The organism is Brevundimonas sp. (genome assembly GCF_035999125.1).
Classification (GTDB): Bacteria; Pseudomonadota; Alphaproteobacteria; order Caulobacterales; family Caulobacteraceae; genus Brevundimonas.
In genome coordinates, this window is record NZ_DASYGX010000004.1 from 266,092 (window position 1) to 287,216 (window position 21,125).

At 69.7% G+C, this 21,125-nt stretch carries 22 protein-coding genes and 2 riboswitches; of the genes, 12 read left to right on the plus strand and 10 right to left on the minus strand.

Annotated features, from left to right (window positions below):
- Positions 1-39: 39 nt before the first annotated feature.
- On the plus strand, positions 40-945 hold the full coding sequence (locus VGN45_RS02990) for a cobalamin biosynthesis protein CbiG (protein WP_327459146.1): 906 nt from the start codon (positions 40-42) through the stop codon (positions 943-945).
- A gap of 174 nt (positions 946-1,119) precedes the next feature.
- Here the strand turns inward: VGN45_RS02990 and scpB are convergent, their stop codons facing one another.
- The 6 genes from scpB to VGN45_RS03020 all read right to left on the minus strand — a co-directional run bounded on the left by scpB (position 1,120) and on the right by VGN45_RS03020 (position 6,126).
- Positions 1,120-1,743: an SMC-Scp complex subunit ScpB gene (gene scpB / locus VGN45_RS02995; RefSeq protein WP_327459272.1), complete on the minus strand. Its 624-nt coding sequence runs from the start codon at positions 1,741-1,743 to the stop codon at positions 1,120-1,122.
- Between the two features lie 32 nt (positions 1,744-1,775).
- Complete coding sequence (locus VGN45_RS03000) at positions 1,776-2,603, minus strand: ScpA family protein (RefSeq protein WP_327459149.1); 828 nt, start codon at positions 2,601-2,603, stop codon at positions 1,776-1,778.
- Positions 2,600-3,052 carry a hypothetical protein gene (locus VGN45_RS03005; protein WP_327459151.1) on the minus strand — a complete coding sequence of 151 codons (453 nt, stop codon included), beginning with the start codon at positions 3,050-3,052 and terminating at the stop codon, positions 2,600-2,602. Before VGN45_RS03005 ends, VGN45_RS03000 begins: the two co-directional genes overlap by 4 nt.
- 11 nt (positions 3,053-3,063) lie before the next feature.
- Complete coding sequence (nagZ, locus tag VGN45_RS03010; RefSeq protein WP_327459153.1) at positions 3,064-4,110, minus strand: beta-N-acetylhexosaminidase; 1,047 nt, start codon at positions 4,108-4,110, stop codon at positions 3,064-3,066.
- A gap of 40 nt (positions 4,111-4,150) precedes the next feature.
- Entirely contained in the window at positions 4,151-4,855 is a 705-nt protein-coding gene (locus tag VGN45_RS03015; RefSeq protein ID WP_327459155.1) for an SPOR domain-containing protein, read from the minus strand.
- Positions 4,856-4,929: 74 nt separating this feature from the next.
- The gene (locus VGN45_RS03020) at positions 4,930-6,126 is read right to left on the minus strand and encodes a deoxyguanosinetriphosphate triphosphohydrolase (protein ID WP_327459157.1); all 1,197 of its coding nucleotides are present in this window, start codon (positions 6,124-6,126) and stop codon (positions 4,930-4,932) included.
- A gap of 62 nt (positions 6,127-6,188) precedes the next feature.
- On the opposite strand from VGN45_RS03020, the gene erpA reads away from it, so the two are divergent.
- Genes erpA through VGN45_RS03035 form a run of 3 tightly spaced genes read left to right on the plus strand, consistent with a single transcriptional unit; the run spans position 6,189 to position 7,999 of the window.
- Positions 6,189-6,566, plus strand: coding sequence for an iron-sulfur cluster insertion protein ErpA (gene erpA, locus VGN45_RS03025; RefSeq protein WP_327459159.1), 378 nt, complete (start codon positions 6,189-6,191; stop codon positions 6,564-6,566).
- 4 nt (positions 6,567-6,570) lie between these two features.
- The gene (locus VGN45_RS03030) at positions 6,571-7,044 is read left to right on the plus strand and encodes a hypothetical protein (RefSeq protein ID WP_327459160.1); all 474 of its coding nucleotides are present in this window, start codon (positions 6,571-6,573) and stop codon (positions 7,042-7,044) included.
- 16 nt (positions 7,045-7,060) lie between these two features.
- On the plus strand, positions 7,061-7,999 hold the full coding sequence (locus VGN45_RS03035; protein ID WP_327459162.1) for an alpha/beta hydrolase: 939 nt from the start codon (positions 7,061-7,063) through the stop codon (positions 7,997-7,999).
- A gap of 48 nt (positions 8,000-8,047) precedes the next feature.
- On the opposite strand, the gene VGN45_RS03040 is transcribed toward VGN45_RS03035, so the two are convergent.
- Complete coding sequence (locus VGN45_RS03040) at positions 8,048-9,382, minus strand: dihydroorotase (protein WP_327459164.1); 1,335 nt, start codon at positions 9,380-9,382, stop codon at positions 8,048-8,050.
- Positions 9,379-10,326, minus strand: a complete 948-nt coding sequence (locus VGN45_RS03045) for a glycosyltransferase family 9 protein (RefSeq protein WP_327459166.1) — start codon at positions 10,324-10,326, stop codon at positions 9,379-9,381. Before VGN45_RS03045 ends, VGN45_RS03040 begins: the two co-directional genes overlap by 4 nt.
- A gap of 63 nt (positions 10,327-10,389) precedes the next feature.
- Here VGN45_RS03045 and VGN45_RS03050 point away from each other — a divergent pair, with 63 nt between their 5' ends.
- The 3 genes from VGN45_RS03050 (at position 10,390) to VGN45_RS03060 (ending at position 12,372) form a co-directional block, all read left to right on the plus strand.
- Positions 10,390-11,187: a folate-binding protein gene (locus VGN45_RS03050; protein ID WP_327459168.1), complete on the plus strand. Its 798-nt coding sequence runs from the start codon at positions 10,390-10,392 to the stop codon at positions 11,185-11,187.
- A 124-nt stretch (positions 11,188-11,311) separates the two neighbouring features.
- Complete coding sequence (locus VGN45_RS03055) at positions 11,312-11,785, plus strand: mobile mystery protein A (protein ID WP_327459171.1); 474 nt, start codon at positions 11,312-11,314, stop codon at positions 11,783-11,785.
- Positions 11,782-12,372, plus strand: a complete 591-nt coding sequence (locus VGN45_RS03060; RefSeq protein WP_327459173.1) for a mobile mystery protein B — start codon at positions 11,782-11,784, stop codon at positions 12,370-12,372. The genes VGN45_RS03055 and VGN45_RS03060 overlap by 4 nt, the downstream gene beginning before the upstream one ends.
- On the opposite strand, the gene acs is transcribed toward VGN45_RS03060, so the two are convergent.
- Entirely contained in the window at positions 12,369-14,315 is a 1,947-nt protein-coding gene (acs, locus tag VGN45_RS03065) for an acetate--CoA ligase (RefSeq protein WP_327459175.1), read from the minus strand. The two genes, VGN45_RS03060 and acs, sit on opposite strands and share 4 nt — an antisense overlap.
- 105 nt (positions 14,316-14,420) lie before the next feature.
- Between acs and VGN45_RS03070 the strand changes: the two genes are divergently transcribed.
- The 5 genes from VGN45_RS03070 to gcvPB all read left to right on the plus strand — a co-directional run bounded on the left by VGN45_RS03070 (position 14,421) and on the right by gcvPB (position 20,521).
- The gene (locus VGN45_RS03070) at positions 14,421-15,707 is read left to right on the plus strand and encodes a type VI secretion protein ImpB (RefSeq protein ID WP_327459177.1); all 1,287 of its coding nucleotides are present in this window, start codon (positions 14,421-14,423) and stop codon (positions 15,705-15,707) included.
- A gap of 39 nt (positions 15,708-15,746) precedes the next feature.
- Positions 15,747-15,843, plus strand: a riboswitch (glycine riboswitch).
- Positions 15,844-15,846: 3 nt separating this feature from the next.
- A riboswitch (glycine riboswitch) is annotated at positions 15,847-15,930 on the plus strand.
- Between the two features lie 44 nt (positions 15,931-15,974).
- The gene (gene gcvT, locus VGN45_RS03075) at positions 15,975-17,090 is read left to right on the plus strand and encodes a glycine cleavage system aminomethyltransferase GcvT (protein WP_327459179.1); all 1,116 of its coding nucleotides are present in this window, start codon (positions 15,975-15,977) and stop codon (positions 17,088-17,090) included.
- Between the two features lie 9 nt (positions 17,091-17,099).
- Entirely contained in the window at positions 17,100-17,465 is a 366-nt protein-coding gene (gene gcvH, locus VGN45_RS03080) for a glycine cleavage system protein GcvH (protein ID WP_327459181.1), read from the plus strand.
- Between the two features lie 143 nt (positions 17,466-17,608).
- Positions 17,609-18,949 carry an aminomethyl-transferring glycine dehydrogenase subunit GcvPA gene (gene gcvPA / locus VGN45_RS03085; RefSeq protein WP_327459183.1) on the plus strand — a complete coding sequence of 447 codons (1,341 nt, stop codon included), beginning with the start codon at positions 17,609-17,611 and terminating at the stop codon, positions 18,947-18,949.
- Positions 18,950-20,521: an aminomethyl-transferring glycine dehydrogenase subunit GcvPB gene (gene gcvPB / locus VGN45_RS03090; RefSeq protein WP_414643380.1), complete on the plus strand. Its 1,572-nt coding sequence runs from the start codon at positions 18,950-18,952 to the stop codon at positions 20,519-20,521.
- A gap of 4 nt (positions 20,522-20,525) precedes the next feature.
- Here gcvPB and VGN45_RS03095 read toward each other — a convergent pair whose 3' ends face one another.
- Positions 20,526-21,119: a TetR family transcriptional regulator gene (locus VGN45_RS03095; RefSeq protein WP_414643381.1), complete on the minus strand. Its 594-nt coding sequence runs from the start codon at positions 21,117-21,119 to the stop codon at positions 20,526-20,528.
- Positions 21,120-21,125: the final 6 nt, after the last annotated feature.

Sequence of the window (21,125 nt, forward strand, 5' to 3'; positions counted from 1 at the left end):
AAGCGCGCTTCTCTTCCGCCTCCCCTGCCGAGATTTCCCGTGGCCCGTCTGTTCGACGCCTACATCATCGCCGACTGGACCGCCGCCGAGGGCAAGAAGCTGGGCGACAACTCCGTCTGGATCGGGGTCGCCAAGCGCGACGTGCGCTTCCGCCTGTATTCCGAAACGCACAACGTCGCGACGCGCGCCGAGGGCGAGAAGCTGATCGCCGACCTGCTGGCGGACCACCGCAAGCGCGGCGACCGCGTGCTGCTGGGGTTCGACTTCAACCTGGGCTATCCCGCGGGCACGGCGAGGCGGCTGGGCCTGGACGGGACGCCTTGGTCGGCGATGTGGAAGTTCGTGGCGTCGAACGTCGTGGACAAGGCCGACAACACCAACAACCGCTATCAGGTCGCGGCCAAGATGAACCGGCTGATGACCGACGCCGCCTGGCCGTTCTGGGGCGCGCCGGCCAAGCAGACGCAGCGCTGGCTGACCGCCACCAAGCCGCCGGAGGGATCAGGCGACATGCCGGAGTTCCGGGCGACGGAGCTGGCGGTCCGTAAGGGCCGGCTGCAGCCCAAGAGCGTCTGGCAGATGCACGGCGCGGGCGCGGTGGGCGGCCAGACCCTGGTGGGCATCGCGGCGGTGCGCCGGCTGATGGAGAAGCTGGGCGAAAGCGCTGCCGTCTGGCCGTTCGGCACGGGCTGGCGGAAGCTCGACGTCGCGGACGTGGAGCCTCTGTCGACCCTGATCGTCGAGGTCTGGCCGTCGATGTGGGACGCGAAGCCCGAGCCCGGCGAGTTCAGGGATCAGGCCCAGGTGCGGGTCACCGCCGAGGCGCTGGCACGTATGGACGAGGCCGGCACGCTGTCGTCCGCCTTCGCCCCGCCGAAGGCCGCGACGGATGAGATGATCGCCAAGGTCGAAGGGGAAGAGGGCTGGATATTGGGAGTTCAGTGACCCTCTCCCGGCGGGAGAGGGCTTGTGCGTCCAAGAGCGAAGCGATTGGAAACGCGAAAGGGTGAGGGGTTCGGCAGTCAACGGTTCTGAACCGTAACCCCTCGCCCTTTCGGCTTACGGCTCGCAACGCTCGCCGAGCCTCAAGCCCTCTCCCGCCGGGAGAGGGAAGCCGGGTCAATCCTCCCGCACGAAATCCTGCGCGAACTCCGGGGCCACGTCGTCGAGATCAAGCAGGTCCTCGCCGTCCTCGCTCGCTCCGGGCTGCGGCACCTCGAAGCCGGCGGGGATGGCGAAGTCGAGCAGGCCGGCCGCCTTCATGTCCTGAAGGCCCGGCAGGTCGGCCAGGCTGGCCAGACCGAAATGCTCCAGGAAGCGGTCGGCGGTGCCGTAGGTGACCGGGCGGCCGGGCGTGCGGCGACGGCCGCGCAGGCGGACGAAGCCCATCTCCAGCAGCAGGTCCAGCGTCCCCTTCGACAGGGAGACGCCACGCACGCTTTCGATCTCGGCGCGCGTGCAGGGCTGGTGGTAGGCAATGATCGCCAGCGTCTCCAGCGCGGCGCGGGACAGCTTGCGCGGCTCGTTGCGCTCTTCCGTCATCAGGAAGCCGAGGTCGGGCGCCGTGGCGAAACGCCAGCGGTCGGCGACGCATTCCAGTCGGACGCCGCGGTCGACGTAGCGGTCCTTCAGCGCCATCAGCGCAGCGCCGACGTCGGCCCCTTCCGGCAGGCGGCGGGCCAGATCGGCGGCCGACAGGGGCGCAGCGGCCGCGAACAGCAGGGCCTCCACCCGCCGTTCCATCTCCGTCTCGTCGGGCTGAAACTTCAGATCGGTCACGGGATGAGTTCCAGCGGAAGGCCGCGGCCGCGGCGCTTCACGTAGAGGTCGGCGAAGATGGCCTCCTGCCGCACGTCCATGGCCCCCTCCTTCACCAGCTCCAGCCCGGCCGACAGGGTCGAGGCGAGGTAGCTGGCGCGGCTGGGGCCCTCGGGATCGTCCGGATCGGCGTCGGGGGCTACGGCGGACAGAGGGGTCCAGGTCTGGACCATCGGCAACCGTGCGCGGAGCCAATCGCGTGCGGCCTCCAGCGGAAAAGCCTCAATGCGCTGGCCCGGCGCGTACTGCCGTCGCGCCTCGCGGCGACGCTGGGAGACGTAGGCCGCCATCAGGCCGTACAGGTCCGTCTCGATGCGATCGGACGGGATCACCACGGTGGCCTCGGGATCGCCGCGCACGAAGACCTCGCGGCCGAGCACAGGCCGTTGGGTCAGGGTCTCGCCTGCCTTGCGCATGGCCTCCAGCTTGCGGAGCCGAAAGGCCAGGGCCGCAGCCAGATCCTCGGCCGGAACCTCCCCGTCCTTCTCCTTCTCAGCTCGCGGGATCAGCAGCTTGGATTTCAGGAAGGCCAACCAGCTGGCCATGACGAGGTAGTCGGCGGCGAGGGCAAAGTTGCGCCGACGCGCCTCGTGCACGAAGGCCAGGTACTGCTCGGCCAGGGTGGTGATCGACAGCTTGAGTAGATCGACCTTCTGCGCCCGCGCCAGCGCCAGCAGGACGTGCAGGGGGCCTTCATAGCCTTCGAGGTCGACCACGAAAGAGTCGGCCGCGTCAGCCTGTTCGACGGCGGAGAAGTCCAGATTGGGCTGGAAGGCTTCGGTCAAATCACGAGCTCGCAGCCGTCAAACTCGACAACGACCGGATGGTCGGGATCGACTTTGTGATGTTCCGCCAGCTTGGCGGCTAGCGGGCCCATGAATCGAGGGGCGCAGACATCGATCTCCCGCCGCAGGCCCATCGCCTGGATGATCCAGAAATGCTCGATGAACGAGCGCGGGTCGGTCATCCGCTCAAGCGTGAGATCGAAGCCTTCCGCGCCCGTACCCACGAACGCCTCGGTCAGGATCGTGCGCGGATGCCCCGACCGGATGTACACGTCATGATAGGCGTCCAGACGATCCGTGATGGGCAGGCTCAGAAGGGCACGTTCCTGGTCTTCAGGGGGCAGCGACTTGATGGACGCATAGGCACTCGAAGCCGGCGGACAGCTCCCCGTCACCTCGCAAGACACGCAGGCGCCTAGCGAGCCGAAGACCGCGATCGCGAAGAGCAACCACGCCGCTTTCACGCCTGCGCCTCCCCCACGTCCGGGCCCTTGGCCGCGTCCAGCCTGCCTTCCAGAAGGGCGGCGAATCGCGTTCGGGCCTCGCGCTCGTCCAGAGGTTCGGGCGTGTGGACGATGCGGGCCAGGGCGGCGGCGGCGCGTTTGGCCGCCTTGCCCCCCAGCTTGCCGACGCCGGCGGCGACCTGCTTCATCTCGGCCATGTCGCCGTTCCAGTGGACCACGGCGTCGCAGCCGGCCTTCAGCGCCGCCCCGGCTCGCTCAGTGAGCGTGCCGGACAGGGCGTTCATGACCAGGTCGTCGGACAGCAGCAGGCCCTGGAAACCCAGATGTTGGCGCATCAGCTTCACGGCCTTCTTCGACGTGGTGGCCGGGCGTTTTTTGTCGATGGCGGTGAAGACGACGTGGGCCGACATGGCGATCGGCATGTCCGAAAGAGCCTTGAACGGGGCGAAGTCCCAGGCGTCCAGGGTGTCGAAGTCGGCGTGGACGGTCGGAAGTTCCTTGTGGCTGTCGGCGAAGGCGCGGCCGTGGCCGGGCATGTGCTTGATGACCGGCAGGACGCCGCCGGCCAGCAGGCCCTCGGCCGCCGCGCGGCCCAGCTGGGTCACGGTCGCGGGATCGCGGGCATAGGCGCGGTCGCCGATGATGTCGTGAGCGCCGGGCACGGGCACGTCCAGCACCGGCACGCAGTCGACGTTGACGCCCACGGCCTTCAGATCGTGCGCCATCAGCCGCGCGCCCAGGCGGGCCAGTTCGCGGGCCGCCAGCGGGTCGTTGGTCGCCTTCAGATAGGCCTCGCCCGGCGGATACTTCTGCCAGTGCGGCGGCCCCATGCGCTGGACCCGGCCGCCCTCCTGATCGATCAGGATCGGCGCCTCCCAACCCACGGCCTCGCGCAGGGCGTCGGTCAGGCGGCGCACCTGTTCCGGCGACTCGACGTTGCGCCGGAACAGGATGAAGCCCCACGGATCGGCGTCCGAGAAGAAGGCCGCCTCGTCGCGCCCCAGCTCCGTCCCGGCGCAGCCGAGGACCATGGCGGTGCTCATGCCCGTCTCCCCGGAATGGCGCGCGCGCTCAGCTGGAACCTCAGCGCACGATGCAGTCGCCGCCGGCGGCGCGGATGCCGCCGCACAGGGCGCGGGCGTTCTCGGTCGTCAGTCCGGTGATCGAGGTCCGGTACAGGGTCGAGCCGCCGGACGACGTCACCTCCTGCACCCGCTTGCCGGCGCCGCCGGTCAGCTGGGGATAGCGGGCGACGGTCGCGGCCCACTGCTGGTCGGCCTGACCGGGCGTGGAGAAGGCGCCGATCTGGACGCTGGCCGAGCCGCCGGCCGCCGGCGACGGGGTCTCGGTCTTGGCGGGCGGGACCTCCTTGGCCGGAGGCGGCGTCTCGGTCTTGGGCTCCGGGCGGGGGCGGACCGTCTCCGGCGGCGGGGCATAGGTCGGCGCGGTCTCGGGCGGGATCGCCTCGTCATAGACGTCGATGCCCTCGGCCGGGTCGATCGGCTGGGCGTCCGCCGGGGCCTCGACCTTCAGGTCGCCGACGGGCGTGCCGACGGTCGGCGGCGCGTCCTCGGACCCGCGCGGGCCGGCGCGATAGTACAGGATCACCGCCACGATCAGGACCAGCAGGACGCCGGCGCTGACCAGCAGGGTCACGGGCGGGGCCTTGCCCCCTCCTCCACCGGCACGACCGCGCGGATCGTAGCCGCCGCGGCGGAAGGCCAGGTCGTCGTCGGTGGGCGGGGTGTAGGCCCCCCGGTCCTGGCGGTGCGGATCTTCGTGCGACATGGCGGCCTCGCTGGCGGTCCGGGCGAATCGAATCCGCGGGCTCCTATCCTAGCGCCGCGCGGTCGTCTTTCGCATCACAGATCGAGGGCCAGATCGAGGCTGAACAGCCGTTTGTGTTCCTCGATCGCATAGCGGTCGGTCATGCCGGCGATGTAGTCGCAAACGGCGCGCGCCTTCTTCGCCTCGTCCCCGCCCAATCCCGAACCTTGGGCCTTTCCCGACCACTCGGGCGGCATGACGTCGGGCTCGGCCATGAACAGGGCGAACATCTCCGACAGGATGCGCCGAGCCTGACTGCGCGTGCGGTTGACGCGATAGTGGCGGTACATCCGCTCGAAAAGGTGTTTCCGCAGCACCGCGAGATCGGCCTGCATGTCGGCGGAAAAGGCGACCAGCATGCGTCTGGCCGCGCGGATGTCGCCCACCGTCTCTATGCCGTCGGCCGTCAGCCGGGCCTCGGTCTCGGCCAGAACGTCCTCGACCATGACGCCGATCATGCGGCGCACGGCCTCCAGCCGGACCATGCGGTCGTCCAGATCGGGCCAGTCGCGGCGCGTGGCCAGCAGCTGCGGCCCGATCAGCGGCACGGTCTCCAGCTCGGCCAGGCTGAGCAGGCCGGCCTGCACGCCGTCGTCCACGTCGTGGTTGTTGTAGGCGATGTCGTCGGCGATGGCGGCGGCCTGGGCCTCCAGCGAGGCGAAGCCGCCGGGCTGCACGTCCCACGCCTGATGATAGTCGCGGATCGGCGCCCAGGCCGGCTCGTCCAGCCTATGGGCGATGGGGCCGTTGTGCTTGATGACGCCCTCGACGGTCTCCCACGACAGGTTCAGGCCCTTGAAGGCGGGATAGCGCTCTTCCAGCTTGGTCACGACGCGGAAGGTCTGGACGTTGTGATCGAAGCCGCCGAACCCGGCCATGCAGGCCTGCAGCTCGTCCTCTCCGGCATGGCCGAAGGGCGGGTGGCCCAGGTCGTGGGCCAGGGCGACGGTCTCGGCCAGGTCCACGTCCAGCTTCAGCGCATGGGCCAGCGACCGCGCGATCTGGGCGACCTCCAGCGAGTGGGTCAGGCGGGTCCGGTAGTGGTCGCCCTCATGCGCGACGAAGACCTGGGTCTTTTCCTTCAGGCGGCGGAAGGCCGTGCAGTGGATGATGCGGTCGCGGTCGCGGGCGAAGGCGGTGCGGGTGCGACTGATGGGCTCCGGGACCAATCGGCCTCGCGAGGCGGCCACGGTCTCGGCATAGGGGGCCAGGCGACGGTCTGAGATGCTCAAGGGGTCTGCGCCGATGACGGCGGGCCTTTCCGAACGCCCGCCCGCGCCTCATATAGACAGCCGTGAGCAGCGTCCAATCCACGGAATTCCGCGTCGACGCGGGCCGGGCCGCCGGGCCGGAGGTCAGCCTGACCGCCGCTGCCGCCGCGCGGCTGGCGAAGCTGTCGGCGGATCAGGGACGCGATCTGATGCTGCGCGTCGCCGTGGACGGCGGCGGCTGCTCGGGCTTTCAGTACCGGTTCGAACTGGTCGAGACGGCCGAGGCCGACGACCTGCGGATCGAGACGGACGGACGGGCCGCTCTGATCGATCCGGTGTCCCTGCCCTTCCTGGTGGGATCGGTGGTCGATTTCGTCGACGACATCGGCGGGGCGCAGTTCGTGGTGCGCAATCCGAACGCGGCCAGCAGCTGCGGCTGCGGCGTCAGCTTCTCGATTTGAGCCCGTGGCCGGGCGCCGCGTCCATTCCGCCGATCTGGCGACGGCGTGGGTCGTCTTCGGCATGCTCGTCGCCGGGGCCCTGGCGGCGACGATCGGACCGACCCGGTCCCTGCCCGTCGGCTGGGGCCTGGACGGTGGGGCGACCGGCTTTGCGCCCCGCGAGACGGTCGGGCTGATGCTGATCGGCGCGGCGGTTCTGATCGGTCTGATCGGGGTCGGTCTGGGAATGGCGGCGCGCACGGCGGCGGATCCGGCGGCCGGGCGGGGTTTGCGGGTCGGGCAGATCGGCCTGGTGGTGGTCTGTGCTCTCGTCGTCGGCCTGTGGGCCCTTGCCGGGTTGAATGGCGTCGTCGATCTGGCCCGGCCGCTGCCGCTGGCGATACTGGCGACGGCGGGCCTGCTGGTCGCCGCCCTGCTGGTCCGTTTGGCGCGAGGCCTGCGGGCGTGGCACAGAGGGAGCGGTCCCTCGCGCGACTGACCCTCGGGAGCTCGCCATGACGTTTCTCGCCGCCGCAGCCGCCGCCCTTCTGACCTTCGGAGATCCGACGGCCACGCCCGTCCAGATCGCCACGCCCAAGGCTCCGGTGCTGGGCACGCTGCTGACGCCCGAAGGCGGGACCCGCGCCGCGGCGGTGATCATCGCCGGGTCCGGGCCCACCGACCGCGACGGCAACAGCCCGCTGGGCGTGTCGGCCGGCACGTACCGATTGCTGGCCGAGGGGCTGGCGGAGCAAGGCGTGGCGACCGTGCGGTACGACAAGCGGGGCGTGGGCCAGAGTCTGTTCGCGCTGGGCGACGAGGCCGACCTGCGGTTCGAGGACATGGTCGACGATGCCCTGGCCTTCGCGGCGGAGGCGCGGGCGCGGACGGGGCAGCCGTGCGTCTGGCTGATCGGGCACAGCGAGGGCGCGGGCATCGCGCAGATGGCGGCGGCGCGGAGCCCGGACGGCATCTGCGGCCTGGTGCTGCTGTCCGGCATGGGGCGGCGCCCGCGGGTCATTCTGGAAGAGCAGTTGGGCGCCCAGTTGCAGGAGCCGCTGCGGACCCAGGCCTTCGACGCCCTGGCTCGGCTGGAGGCCGGAGATCTGGTGGCGAACCCGCCGCCGGCGCTGGCGGCGCTGCTGCGGCCGTCGGTTCAGCCGTATCTGATCGGCATGCTGTCGCTGGACCCGGCGTCGCTGATCGCGGGTTATGGAGGCCCGGTGCTGATCGGCCAGGGCGAGACCGATTTCCAGACGACCGTGGACGACGCCCGGACCCTGGCGGCCGCGCAGCCGGCGGCGACGCTGATCCTCTGGCCCGGCGTCAACCACCTGCTGAAGGTCGCGCCGGCCGAGCGGGCGGCCAACATCGCCACCTATTCGAACCCCGACCTGCCCTTGGCGGATGAGGTGGTCGAGGACGTGGCGGGCTTCATCCTCAGCCCGCGCTGAGAGTCCCGGCTCTGCGCTGCGCTCCGGCCGGGATGACAAGGTCGCAGCCTAGGCGGAAAGCGTCTCCATGAAGCGCACGGGGCGGCCGTGGGCCGTGCCCAGCAGTTCGCCGTCGCGCATGACCTGACGGCCGCGGACGATCGTGGCCATGGGCCAGCCCTTGGCTTCGAAGCCGTCGAAGGGAGTCCAGCCGCAGCGGCTGGCCTGCTGGTCGTGGGTTATGGTGCGGCGGGCGTTCAGATCGACCAGGGTCAGGTCGGCGTCGTAGCCCTCGGCCATGCGGCCCTTGCGGGCCGTGCCGAAGACGCGCTGGGCGCCGGCGCTGGTCAAATCGATGAACCGCTCCAGCGTCATCCGCCCCTCGGCGACGTGGGTCAGCATGACCGGCACCAGCGTCTGCACCCCCGGCATGCCCGACGGCGAGGCGGGATAGGGCCGGGCCTTTTCTTCCAGCGTGTGCGGCGCGTGGTCGGAGCCGAGGACGTCGACGACGCCCTGCTGGACGCCGCGCCACAGGCCGTCGATGTGCGGGCGGTTGCGGATCGGCGGGTTCATCTGGGCCAGGGCCTTCAGCCGCGCGTAAGCCTCGTCGCCGTCGATCGTCAGGTGCTGGGGCGTGACCTCGACGGTGGCGACGTCGCGGTGGTGGGCGAGGAACTCGATCTCCTGCGCGGTCGAGACGTGCAGAACGTGGATGCGGGCGCCGGTCTCCCGCGCCAGGCGGACGAGGCGCTCGGTCGACTGGATGGCGGACTGGGCGTCGCGCACCTCCGGGTGGCTGGTCCAGTCGCCGGTGCGGGCCAGTTCGCGGCGTTCGGCAAGACGGTATTCGTCTTCGGAATGGAAGGTGGCGCGACGGTTCACGTTGGACAGGACCTTCCGCACGCCCTCGTCGTCCGCGATCAGGAGGTCGCCGGTCGAGGCGCCCATGAAGACCTTGACCCCGCAGCAGCCGGGCAGGCGCTCCAGCTCGTTCAGATGGTCGGCGTTGGCGTGGGTGCCGCCGACGTAGAAGGCGTGGTCGGTCCACATCCGGTCCCGCGCCCGGGCCAGCTTGTCGGCCAGGGTGTCCGGGTCGGTCGTGTTCGGGTTTGTGTTCGGCATCTCGAACACGGCCACGACGCCGCCCAGCGCCGCGGCGCGGGATCCGGTCTCGAGGTCTTCCTTCCACTCCAGCCCCGGCTCGCGGAAGTGGACCTGGGTGTCGATGACGCCGGGCAGGACGGTCAGGCCGGTGGCGTCCACCACCTCGCCCGCCGAGGCCTGGGACAGGTCGCCGATGAAGGCGATCCGTCCGTCGCGAACGCCGACGTCGGCGGGGCCGCGCCCGGCGTGGTTCGCGACCTCTCCGCCGCGGACGATCAGGTCGTAGGTCTGGGTCATGGGGTCCGCTCCAGCCGCTTCACGGCGGCCTTGAACACCCTGTCGGCGGGCAGGTCCAGCAGATGCTGGATCGCCTGGTCGAGGCGGGGGTCGATGGCGCGATATTCGTCCATGGTGCGCGGGCCGCGGCAGACGACCTCTCCGAAGGGGCCGCGAACGGCGTCGTCGGACGGGCCGAAGACCGCGACGACCGGCGCCCCGGCGGCGACGGCCAGCTGAGTCCAGAGACTGTCGCCGCCGAGCACCAGCGCGGCGCGGGACAGGGCCGCGCAGGTCTGGAGCCGGGTCAGGTGGCGGGTCTCCATGGTGCGCTTCAGCGGCGCGGCCATGCGCAGCGCCGTGCGCGTCTCGCCGTCCACATCGTCGCCGACGATCAGCAGGCGGCCGCCCGGGAGAGGCCCGTCGTCGGCCAAGAGGCGGGTGGCGACCTTCACATAGCGGTCGGTGGGCCAGACCTTGCCGATCCAGTCGGCGGTCGGCGCGACGGCGAGGATGGGTCCCTCCCCCTTGGCCAGCAGGGCGTCGACGGCGGCGCGGGTTTCGTCGCTGAGGAAAAGCCGCGGCCGGGGGGTCTCGTCCAGCTGGAGCGTGCGGGCGGCGGTCGCGGCGGCGTGCTCGCCCGGCTCGGGCTTCACGCGGACGGCGCGCTTCTGGCGCTTCAGCCTGGCCGAGAGCTCGGTGCCGCGCATGTCGACCACCAGGCCCCAACGGCGGTCGCGCACCTGGGTCCACAGCTTCAGCCAGTCCAGGCGCCCTTCCCGCTCCAGCACGATCAGCCGCTCCAGCCCGGGCAGGTCGGCGAACAGGGGCGCGGACTGCGGCGAGCCGACCACGGTGACGCGGGCGCCCGGCATGGCCTCGACGACGTGCGCCAGGGCGCCGGAGGACATCACGGCTTCGGTCGGGTCGGCCTCGGCGACGTAGAGGATCGGAAAGCTCGCCATTTGCCGACCGTATACGGATTCTCGCGGTTTCACGGGAGCGGGGGAGCGACTATCTGGGGACGCATGAGCCCCCGGATCGCCCGCCTTGAGGACCGCGCCGTCGTCGCCGTGACGGGTCCGGACGCGCGGTCGTTCCTTCACGGACTGCTGACGCAGGACGTGCTGACTTTGGCGCCGGGCGAGGTCCGCTTCGGGGCCTTCCTCTCGCCGCCCGGCCGGCTGATGTGGGACCTGTTCCTGTGGGGCGCCGAGGACGGCGTGCGGCTGGACGCAGCGGCGGACCGGCGCGACGCGCTGGTGACGAAGCTGACGATGCACCGCCTGAGGGCGCAGGTCGCGATCGCAGCCGAGGCGATGCCGGTCTTCGTCTGCTGGGACGGCCTGGCCGACGGATTCCTGCCGGATCCCCGGCTGGAGGGGCTGGGTGGCCGGCGATTGGGCGATGCGGAGACGAACGCCTCGGCGGACGACTGGCAGGCGCACCGGCTCGCGCTGGGCGTGCCGGACCCAGACCGAGACTGCGGCATGGATCGGACCTATCCGATCGAGGCCAACTTCGACCTGCTGAACGGCATCGACTTCCAGAAGGGCTGTTTCGTCGGACAGGAGACGACCTCGCGCATGAAGCGCCGCAGCGCGATCAAGACCCGGATGATGCCGATCGCTTTCGACGGCCCGCCGCCCGGCGAGGGCGCCGAGGTGCTGACCGAGGCGGACCTTCGAGCCGGGCAGGTGCTGACCGGGCACGACGGCAGGGCCATGGCCCTGCTGCGGCTGGACCGCATCGACGCCCCCCTGACAGTGCATGGCCGCTCGGTGCGGGTGAAACGGCCGGAGTGGATGACGACGAGGGCACGATAAAGCAGGTCGTAGACTGTCAAACTGGCGCAGCTTGACAAGCTATGAATTGCCAAATCTTGCCGCTTTGGCAAGTTGTGATTTGCTTAAATCTTGACTTTAGGCAATCCATAGATTACCAAACCGAATGGTTCATCGATCCGCACTCGACCCGCGCGCGCGCAGTCAACTCGACAAGAAGTTGGCCGGGACAGATAGGCTGCGCGAGATAGGCATGCCTCGATACGGCTGGATTCGCGCCATACGAGACGGATTGGGCATGACGGCTCAACAGCTCGCCAACCGACTGGGGGTGTCCCGACAAGCCGTGAGCGCTCTCGAGAAGGGCGAAGTCCAAGCCACGCTGTCGTTGAAATCGCTTCGGCAGGCGGCCGAAGCGCTGGATTGCACTCTGGTGTACCTGCTAGTGCCGAAATCGTCCCTGGAAGAAGCTGTGCGGGAACGTGCGGAGCATGCGGTCGACGCCCACCTTGCCAGGGTGAACAAGACCATGGGCCTTGAAAATCAGGCTCTGCCGCCCGGGGATCTCGCCGTCGAACGTCGTCGCCTCATCGACGAGTTCATGCGCGGCGACCCGCGCAGGCTCTGGGACGACCGGTGACGGACCTGTTCGACGCCCACGGCGAAGCGAACACGCCCTTGTCCGCCGAAGAGCGCGCCGGCCTGCTGCCGACCTACATTACCACTCGCACCGAACTCAACGACGCCGAGCAGGCCAACATCAGCGACGCCGATCGTTGGGCGTTTCAGCGCGAGCGAGACGTGCTGGACGTCATCTTCCTGCGCCGACTGCACAAGCGGATGTTCGGAAAAGTCTGGGCCTGGGCCGGCACCTTCAGCCAGGAGGTCGATCGCCGCATCGGCCTGGATCGGCACCTGATCGAGCCCGCCCTCTACGCTCTGGTCGACGATGTCCGGTATTGGATTCAGCATCAGTCCTATCCGACGGACGAGATCGCGGCCCGATTTCATCATGCCTTGACCCGCATTCATCCGTTTCCGAACGGCAACGGTCGACACGCACGTCTCGCCAGCGATCTTCTGTTGGTTGCCCTTGAAGGGGTGCCGTTCACTTGGGGCGGCACGGCCCTGACCACGACCTCGGCGATGCGCGACGACTATGTGGCGGCGCTGCGGGCGGCGGATGCCCACGACCTCCGCCCCCTGCTGGCCTTCGTGCGAGCCTAGCGCCGCGCCGTCCTCGCCCCCTCGATCAGGTCGTCGACCACCGCCGGGTCGGCCAGGGTGGAGGTGTCGCCCAGGGCGCCGGTTTCGCCCTCGGCGATCTTGCGCAGGATGCGGCGCATGATCTTGCCCGAGCGGGTCTTGGGCAGCCCGGGAGCCCATTGCAGGGCGTCGGGGGCGGCAATGGGGCCTATGATCTTGCGGACGTGGGCGACCAGTTCGGCCTTCAGCGCGTCGGTCGGTTCGACGCCGGCGTTCAGCGTGACGTAGGCCCAGATGCCCTGGCCCTTCACGTCGTGGGGGAAGCCGACGACCGCAGCCTCGGCCACGTCGTCGTGGAGCACGAGCGCGCTCTCGACCTCGGCGGTGCCCATGCGGTGGCCCGACACATTGATGACGTCGTCCACGCGGCCGGTTATCCAGAAGTAGCCGTCCTCGTCGCGCCGCGCGCCGTCGCCGGTGAAGTAGCGGCCGGGATAGGTCGAGAAATAGGTGTCGAAGAAGCGCTGGGGGTCGCCATAGACGGTGCGCATCTGGCCCGGCCAGCTGTCGGCGAGGCACAGGTTTCCGCTGACGGCGCCGTGCAGCTCCGTGCCCTCGGCGTCCACCAGAATGGGCTGGACGCCGGGCAGCGGCAGGGTGGCGGAGCCGGGTTTCAGATCGGTCGCGCCCGGCAGGGGCGAGATCAGGATGCCGCCGGTCTCGGTCTGCCACCAGGTGTCGACGATGGGCAGGTGCCCCTGCCCCACCACCTGATGGTACCAGCGCCACGCCTCGGGGTTGATGGGTTCGCCGACCGTGCCGAGCAGGCGCAGGGAAGCGCGGCTGGTGGCGTTCACGGGACCGTCGCCCTCGCGCATCAGGGCCCGCAGCGCGGTGGGGGCGGTGTAGAAGGTCGCGACCTGATGCTTGTCCACCACCTGCCAGAAGCGGCCGTGGTCGGGCCAGTTGGGCACGCCCTCGAACATGAGCGTGGTCGCGCCGTTGGCCAGCGGGCCGTAGACGCCGTAGCTGTGGCCGGTGACCCAGCCGACGTCGGCGGTGCACCAGTAGACCTCGCCCGGCCGGTGATCGAAGACGATCTCGTGCGTCCAGGAGGCCCAGAACAGGTAGCCGCCGGTGGTATGCAGCACGCCCTTGGGCTTTCCGGTCGAGCCCGAGGTGTAGAGGATGAACAGCGGATCCTCGGCCGACATGGGCTCGCACGGGCAGTCGTCGGAGACGCCGTGCTTGGCCTCGCCGTAGCGGACGTCGCGACCGTCCACGATCGGCACGTCGGCGTTGGTGTGGGAGATGAGCAGAACCTTCTCGACCGCGACCTTTTCCAGCGCCGCGTCGACGTTGGCCTTCAGCGGCACCCTCTTGCCCCCGCGCAGCCCCTCGTCGGCGGTGATGACGACCTTCGAGCCGCAATCCTCGATGCGGCCGGCCAGGCTGTCGGGCGAGAAGCCGCCGAAGACGACGGAGTGGACCGCGCCGATGCGGGCGCAGGCCAGCATGGCCACGGCGGCGGCGGGGATCATCGGCAGGTAGATCGTGACGCGGTCGCCCTTGGTCACGCGCAGCGACTTCAGAACATTGGCCATGCGGCACACCTCGCGGTGCAGCTCGGCATAGGTCAGCCAGCCGGATTGGGCGGGGTCGTCGCCCTCCCAGATGATGGCGCGCTGGTCGGCGCGGGCCGGCAGGTGGCGGTCGACGCAGTTGAAGCAGGCGTTCAGCACGCCGTCCTCGAACCAGCGGATGCGAAAGTCTTCCTTGGCGAAGGAAACGTCCTTGATCCGGGTTGGAGCCTTGATCCAGTCCAGGCGCATCGCCTTCTCGGCCCAAAAGGCCTGCGGGTCGGCGGCGACGGCGGCGCAGGCGGCGTCGTAGGCCGCGCGGTCCATACGGGCATCGGCCGCGAAGGCGGGGTCGACCGGGTAGACTTCCTTGGCTTCGGACATGGCGCTTCTCCTTCTCGCTTGGCTAGACCACCTGCGGGCGCGGCGACAGTGCGGACCCTGGAGAGGCGGGTTCTCATCGGTTGATGTTCTTGTTATGTTCCATTCATGGACACAGACGCCGACCCCGCCGGCCTGAGATGGCTGTTCATCGACCTGAACAGCTATTTCGCCAGCGTCGAGCAGCAAATGAACCCCAAATGGCGCGGACGGCCCGTGATCGTACGTCCGGCGTCCAGCGAGCACACCTGCGCCATCGCCGCCAGCTATGAAGCCAAGAATTTCGGCATCAAGACAGGAACCCGGGTCGCCGACGCGCGCCGACTGTGCCCTGGCTTGATCGTCGCCGAGGCGCGACCCGACCTTTACGTCAAGATTCACCATCTCATCATGACGGAGATCGACCGCCATGTTCCCGTCTGGAAGGTGGGCTCGATCGACGAGGCGTCCTGTCGCCTGACCGGCCGTCAACGCGTGGAAAGCGAAGCGGTGGCCCTGGCGCGACGCATCCAGGCCGGAATCAAGGAGGAAGTCGGGGAGTGCCTGCGGTCGTCGATCGGCCTGGCCCCCAGCCGATTCCTGGCCAAGACCGCCTGCGGGATGAAGAAGCCCGAGGGGTTGACCGTGCTGCGCGCCGACGCGCTGCCGGGGCCGCTGTTGAACCTGCCGCTGTCGAAATTTCCGGGGGTGGGCCCACGCATGGTCAAGCGGCTGGCCGCGGCGGGGATCGTGGACGTGGCGGGGTTCTGGGCCCTGGACGCCAAACGGGCGCGGGCCATCTGGAACGGCATCGAGGGCGAGCGCATCCAGCGCGGTCTGCATGGGCTGGACAGCGCCGAGCCCCCCGAGAAGCCCCGCGCGACCATCAGCCACAGCCATGTCCTGGCCAAGGAGATGCGCACCCCGGAAGGCGCGCGGGCGGTGGCGCGGCGTCTGGTGGTCAAGTGCGGGGCGCGGCTGCGGCGTCTGGGGCTGACGGGATCCGGCGTCAGCCTGTTCGTCGACATGAACGGCGCCGAGGGGCCTTCGGGCTGGGAAAGCTCCGGCCTGCATCGATCGGTTTCGGCGACGTCGGACACCTTCGTGCTGCTGAAGGCCGTCGATGCCCTGTGGCGTCGGATCGAGCCCGAACTGCGCGCCGGCCACATCCGCTACGTCGGGGTGGGAATCCAGGGGCTGAGGCCACGCGACGCCTTCGAGATCGATTTGTTCGAACCCGGGCCCGACCAGGGCGGCCAGGCGCCGTCCCTGAAGCTGTCGCAGGCGCTGGACGCCCTGAACCGGAAATACGGCAAGGACACCGTCAGCATCGGCCCGCGCGCCAGGATCGGGGACTATGTCGGGGCCAAGATCGCCTTCAACCGCATCCCCGACCTGGAGGAATTCTGGGAATAGGCCACGCTTGACTTCGCACCCGAGTCCGGGCCTTTGGGCGGCGCTCTCGCGGGAGAGATCGGGGCGCCGTTTCAGTCCCGACGCCGAAGGCGCAACCGCCCCGGAAACGCTCAGGCAAAAGGACCGCGAAGCGCACGGACGCTGGAAAGAACCCGGCCGGGTTCGCCGACGGAGCAAGGCGCCATCCTATCGGCGCCGGAATCTCTCAGGCTTCAGGACAGCGGGGGCTCCAGCGGGCGGATCGCCCGGGCCGGAGACCCGACGCCGATGACCGACGAGACCCTGAAGACCACGCCGCTGAACGCCAACCACCGCCGGCGCGGCGCGCGCATGGTCGGCTTCGGCGGCTATGACATGCCGGTGCAGTATGAAGGGGTGCTGGCCGAGCATCGCTGGACGCGCGAGCACGCCGGCCTGTTCGACGTGTCGCATATGGGCCAGGCCAAGATCACGGGCGCCGACGCCATCGCCCAGTTCGAACGGTTCGTTCCCGGCGACTATCAGGCGCTGAAGGCGGGCAAGCAGAAGTATTCGCTGTTGCTGAACGACCGGGGCGGGATCCTGGACGACCTGATGGCGGGCAAGCCGGATCACGACGGCCTGTATGTGGTCGTGAACGCCGGCAACAAGGACGCGGACTTCGCGCATCTGAAGGCCAATCTGGCGGGCGACGCGAAGCTGACGGTGCTGGACGACCGGGCGCTGCTGGCGATCCAGGGGCCGGAAGCCGCCGAAGTGATGGCGAAGCATGAGCCGGTGCTGGCCGAAATGGGCTTCATGGACTCGGCGCGGCTGATGATCTTCAGCGTCGACTGCTACGTCTCGCGCTCGGGCTACACCGGCGAGGACGGATACGAGATCTCGGTGCCGGCGGCGGACGCGGACCGGATCTGGGACCTGCTGCTGGAAGACGCGCGGGTGAAGCCGATCGGCCTGGGCGCGCGGGATTCGCTTCGGCTGGAGGCCGGTCTGCCGCTGCATGGGCACGACATCGACGCGGAGACGACGCCGGTGGAGGCGGGGCTGACCTTCGCCCTGTCGAAGTCGCGCAAGGAGCGGGCGGACTTCGCCGGCGCGGACGTGATCAACCGCCAGCTGGCGGACGGGACGGAGCGGGTGCGCGTGGCCCTGATCGTCAAGGAGGGCGCCCCGGCGCGCGAGGGGGCGGAGATCGCCGACGCGGACGGGAACCTGATCGGCAAGGTCACCTCGGGCGGGCCGTCGCCCACCCTCGGCAAGAACGTCGCCATGGGCTATGTGCCGCCGCAGTTCGCGGAGCTGGGGACCGAGCTGAAGGTCGTGGTGCGGGGCAAGCCCGCCGCGGCCGAGGTCGTCGCCCTGCCCTTCGTCGCCCAACGCTATCACCGCAAACCCAAAGCCTGAGGATCGGCCATGAAGTTCACCAAGGATCACGAGTGGGTGCGCCTCGAAGGCGACGTCGCCGTCGTCGGCATCACCAAGCACGCCGCCGACCAGCTGGGCGACGTGGTGTTCGTGGAAGTCCCTGACGCCGGCAAGGCCGTGACCAAGGGCGACGGCTTCGCCGTGGTCGAGAGCGTCAAGGCGGCGTCCGACGTCTATGCCCCCGTCGACGGCGAAGTGGTCGAGGGCAACGCGGCCCTGGGCACCAATCCCGAAACCGTCAACGCCGACCCGGAAGGCGACGGCTGGTTCGCCAAGATCAAGGTCTCGGACGGCGCGCAGCTCGACGCCCTGATGGATCGTGCGGCGTACGACCAGTACCTGACCACGCTCTGATCATTCCCGCTCACCCCCGCGAAGGCGGGGATCCAGTTCCGTCATGAAATGGCGTGACTGGGACGAGCGGTTCGTCCTCCCCGGCGAAAGTCATCGCCCAAAGCACTGGATCCCCGCCTTCGCGGGGATGAGCGGATAAAAGAATGCGCTACCTCCCCCTGACGCCCGACGACCGTACCGCGATGCTCGCCGCCATCGGGGCCAAATCGATCGACGACCTGTTCGTGCACGTTCCCGAAAAGGCGCGGCTGGATGGGCCGGTGGATCTGCCGCGCGTGGCGGGCGAGCTGGAGGTTGAGCGGGCGCTGGGGGCGCTGGCGGGCAAGAACGCCACGGCCGGGACCGTGCCCTTCTTCTGCGGGGCCGGGGCCTACAAGCACCACGTGCCGGCGACGGTGGACCACGTGATCCAGCGGTCCGAGTTCCTGACCAGCTACACGCCCTATCAGCCGGAAATCGCGCAGGGCACGCTGCAGTACCTGTACGAGTTCCAGACCCAGGTCGCGAACCTGACCGGCATGCCGGTGGCCAACGCCAGCCTCTATGACGGCTCGACCGCCATGGCCGAGGGCGTGCTGATGGCCACGCGGGTCACGCGGCGGAACAAGGCGGTCATCTCGGGCGGGGTGCATCCGCACTACGTCGCCGCGACCGAGACCGTGGTGCACGCCGTGGGCGTCGAGACCCAGGTCCTGCCCGCCGCCGTTGACGCAGAGGCCGACGTGATCGCCCAGATCGGGCCGGACACGGCCTGCGTGGTCGTGCAGACGCCGAACGTGTTCGGCACGACGACCGACGTGACGAAGATCGCCGAGGCCGCGCACGCGGCGGGCGCCCTGCTGATCGTGGTGGTGACCGAAGCCGTGTCGATGGGCCTGCTCAAGTCGCCCGGCGAGATGGGCGCCGACATCGTCGCCGCCGAGGGCCAGTCGATCGGCAACGCCTTGAACTTCGGCGGCCCCTACGTCGGCCTGTTCGCCTGCCGCGAAAAGCTGATCCGGCAGATGCCGGGCCGCCTGACCGGCGAGACGGTGGACGCGGACGGCGAGCGCGGCTTCGTGCTCACCCTGTCGACGCGCGAGCAGCACATCCGCCGCGACAAGGCGACCTCGAACATCTGCACCAACTCGGGCCTGTGCACCCTGGCCTTCACCATCCACATGAGCCTGCTGGGCGAGACGGGACTGCGGAAGCTGGCCCTGCTGAACCACGAGGCGGCGGTGAAGACGCGCGACGCCTTGGCCGCGATCCCGGGCGTGGAGGTGCTGACCCCGCGCTTCTTCAACGAGTTCGCGGTGCGGCTGCCCAAGCCCGCCGCCGAGGTGGTGGAGCGGCTGGCGGAAAAGCGCATCCTGGCGGGCGTGCCCTACAGCCGCCTGGCCCCCGAGGCCGGCATGGCCGACGTCCTGCTGGTCGCCGCCACCGAGATCACCACGGACGCGGACGTCGCGGCCCTGAAAGCCGCCCTGGCGGAGGTTCTGTAAATGAGCACCATGAACACCGTCGGTCGCCCGACCACGCCGAACGCCGTCCTGACCAAGCCCGCCACCCTGACCGGCGGGCGCGGCCTGCTGCAGAACGAGGCCCTGATCTTCGAGGGCGACGGCTGGGGCAAGACCGGGGTCGATCTGCCGGAGCCCAGGGGCGACGCGTCCGATCTGGGCGATCTGGTCCGCAAGGATCCCATCGGCCTGCCAGGGCTGAGCGAGCCGGAGGCCATGCGCCACTATGTGCGGCTGAGCCAGAAGAACCACGCCATCGACCTGGCCATCTATCCGCTGGGCTCGTGCACGATGAAGCACAACCCGCGCCTGAACGAGAAGATGGCGCGTCTGCCGGGCTTCTCGGACATCCACCCGCTGCAGCCGCAATCGACGGTACAGGGCGCGCTGGAGCTGATGGATCAGCTGGCGCACTGGCTGAAGACGCTGACGGGAATGCCGGCCGTCGCCCTGTCGCCCAAGGCCGGGGCCCACGGCGAGCTGTGCGGCCTGATGGCCATCCGCGCGGCGCACGAGGCCAGCGGACAGCATGAGAAGCGCCGCAAGGTTCTGGTGCCGACCTCGGCCCACGGGACCAATCCGGCGACGGCGGCCTTCGTCGGCTACACGGTGGTCGAGGTGGCGCAGACGGACGACGGCCGCGTGGACGTGGCGGACCTGGCGTCCAAGCTGGGCGACGACGTGGCCGCCATCATGGTGACCAATCCGAACACCTGCGGCCTGTTCGAGCGCGACATCCTGGAGATCAGCCGCCTGACGCACGAGGCGGGGGCCTATTTCTACTGCGACGGCGCCAACTTCAACGCCATCGTCGGCCGGGTGCGCCCGGGCGATCTGGGCGTCGACGCCATGCACATCAACCTGCACAAGACCTTCTCCACGCCGCACGGCGGCGGCGGCCCGGGCGCGGGTCCGGTGGTGCTGTCGGAGGCGCTCGCGCCGTTCGCCCCGGCCCCGTGGGTTGTGGCCGACGAGGGCGGCTTCAGGCTTATCGAGCGCGAGGAGGACGAGGCGGCCCAGGCCTTCGGCCGCCTGTGCGCCTTCCAGGGCCAGATGGGCATGTATGTGCGGGCGCTCAGCTACATGATGAGCCACGGCTCGGACGGCCTGCGTCAGGTCGCCGAGGACGCGGTGTTGAACGCCAACTACATCAAGGCCCGCTTGTCGGACCTGATGAGCGCGGCCTTCCCCGACGGGCCGTGCATGCACGAGGCGCTGTTCGACGACGAATGGCTGAAGGGCACGGACGTGACCACGCTCGACTTCGCCAAGGCGATGATCGACGAGGGCTTCCACCCGATGACCATGTATTTCCCGCTGGTCGTGCACGGGGCGATGCTGATCGAGCCCACCGAGACGGAGTCGAAGGCCGAGCTGGACCGCTTCATCGAGGCGATGCGTGCGCTGGCGACGGCGGCCAAGGCCGGCGACGTGGACCGGTTCAAGGGCGCCCCCTTCCACGCGCCGATGAAGCGCCTGGACGAAACCCGCGCCGCCCGCGCGCCCAAGCTGCGCTGGACCGCGCCGGAAGGGTCGAACCTGGCGGCGGAGTGAGACGTCAGCCGCCCGCCGCGCGACGGAGGGCGGTGAACAGCCGTTTCCCGTGAACCTCCGGGCCCTCGGGTTCGCCCGAGGCCAGCCACGCTTCGGTCGCCTGCCGCAGGACGCCGATCGCGGCGACGGCGACGACGTGCGCCTGCTCGGGGTCGACGGAAAGGCCCCCACGACGCGCCAGGGCGTCGGCCAGCATCCGTTCCATCTCCTCGTATTTGGCGTGGTCGCCGCCGCGCAGGGCTGGGGTGTCGTGGACCAGTTTGGCCAGGGCCTTGGCCTGAGCCGACTGATAGTCGCCGGCCATGTCGGTCAGGGCGTGTTCGCACATTTCCAGCAGACCCTCGCCGTCCGGGCGGCGGGCGACGGCGGCGGCGATGCGGGGGCCGAGGTCCGCCTTGAAACCTAGGGCGATGGCCTCCTTCGACGGGAAATAGTGGAACAGGGTGCGGCGCGAGACGTCGGCGGCGGCGGCGACGTCGTCCAGCGTCACCGCGTCGAAGCCGCGTTCCAGAAACAGGCGCAGTCCCTCCTGCTGGATGCGGGCATGGGTGCGGGCGCGCTTCTGGTCCCGGTGAGAAAGGTCGTCTTCGATTTGCACGGCTTG

Coding starts and splice junctions, on each gene's coding strand:
- gcvPA (WP_327459183.1), top strand. CDS start 17,609: ATGCGCTACCTCCCCCTGACGCCCGACGACCGTACCGCGATGCTCGCC.
- VGN45_RS03045 (WP_327459166.1), bottom strand. CDS start 10,326: ATGGCGAGCTTTCCGATCCTCTACGTCGCCGAGGCCGACCCGACCGAA.
- gcvPB (WP_414643380.1), top strand. CDS start 18,950: ATGAGCACCATGAACACCGTCGGTCGCCCGACCACGCCGAACGCCGTC.
- VGN45_RS03050 (WP_327459168.1), top strand. CDS start 10,390: ATGAGCCCCCGGATCGCCCGCCTTGAGGACCGCGCCGTCGTCGCCGTG.
- gcvT (WP_327459179.1), top strand. CDS start 15,975: ATGACCGACGAGACCCTGAAGACCACGCCGCTGAACGCCAACCACCGC.
- scpB (WP_327459272.1), bottom strand. CDS start 1,743: ATGGAACGGCGGGTGGAGGCCCTGCTGTTCGCGGCCGCTGCGCCCCTG.
- gcvH (WP_327459181.1), top strand. CDS start 17,100: ATGAAGTTCACCAAGGATCACGAGTGGGTGCGCCTCGAAGGCGACGTC.
- VGN45_RS03070 (WP_327459177.1), top strand. CDS start 14,421: ATGGACACAGACGCCGACCCCGCCGGCCTGAGATGGCTGTTCATCGAC.
- VGN45_RS03040 (WP_327459164.1), bottom strand. CDS start 9,382: ATGACCCAGACCTACGACCTGATCGTCCGCGGCGGAGAGGTCGCGAAC.
- nagZ (WP_327459153.1), bottom strand. CDS start 4,110: ATGAGCACCGCCATGGTCCTCGGCTGCGCCGGGACGGAGCTGGGGCGC.
- VGN45_RS03015 (WP_327459155.1), bottom strand. CDS start 4,855: ATGTCGCACGAAGATCCGCACCGCCAGGACCGGGGGGCCTACACCCCG.
- VGN45_RS03035 (WP_327459162.1), top strand. CDS start 7,061: ATGACGTTTCTCGCCGCCGCAGCCGCCGCCCTTCTGACCTTCGGAGAT.
- acs (WP_327459175.1), bottom strand. CDS start 14,315: ATGTCCGAAGCCAAGGAAGTCTACCCGGTCGACCCCGCCTTCGCGGCC.
- VGN45_RS03055 (WP_327459171.1), top strand. CDS start 11,312: ATGGTTCATCGATCCGCACTCGACCCGCGCGCGCGCAGTCAACTCGAC.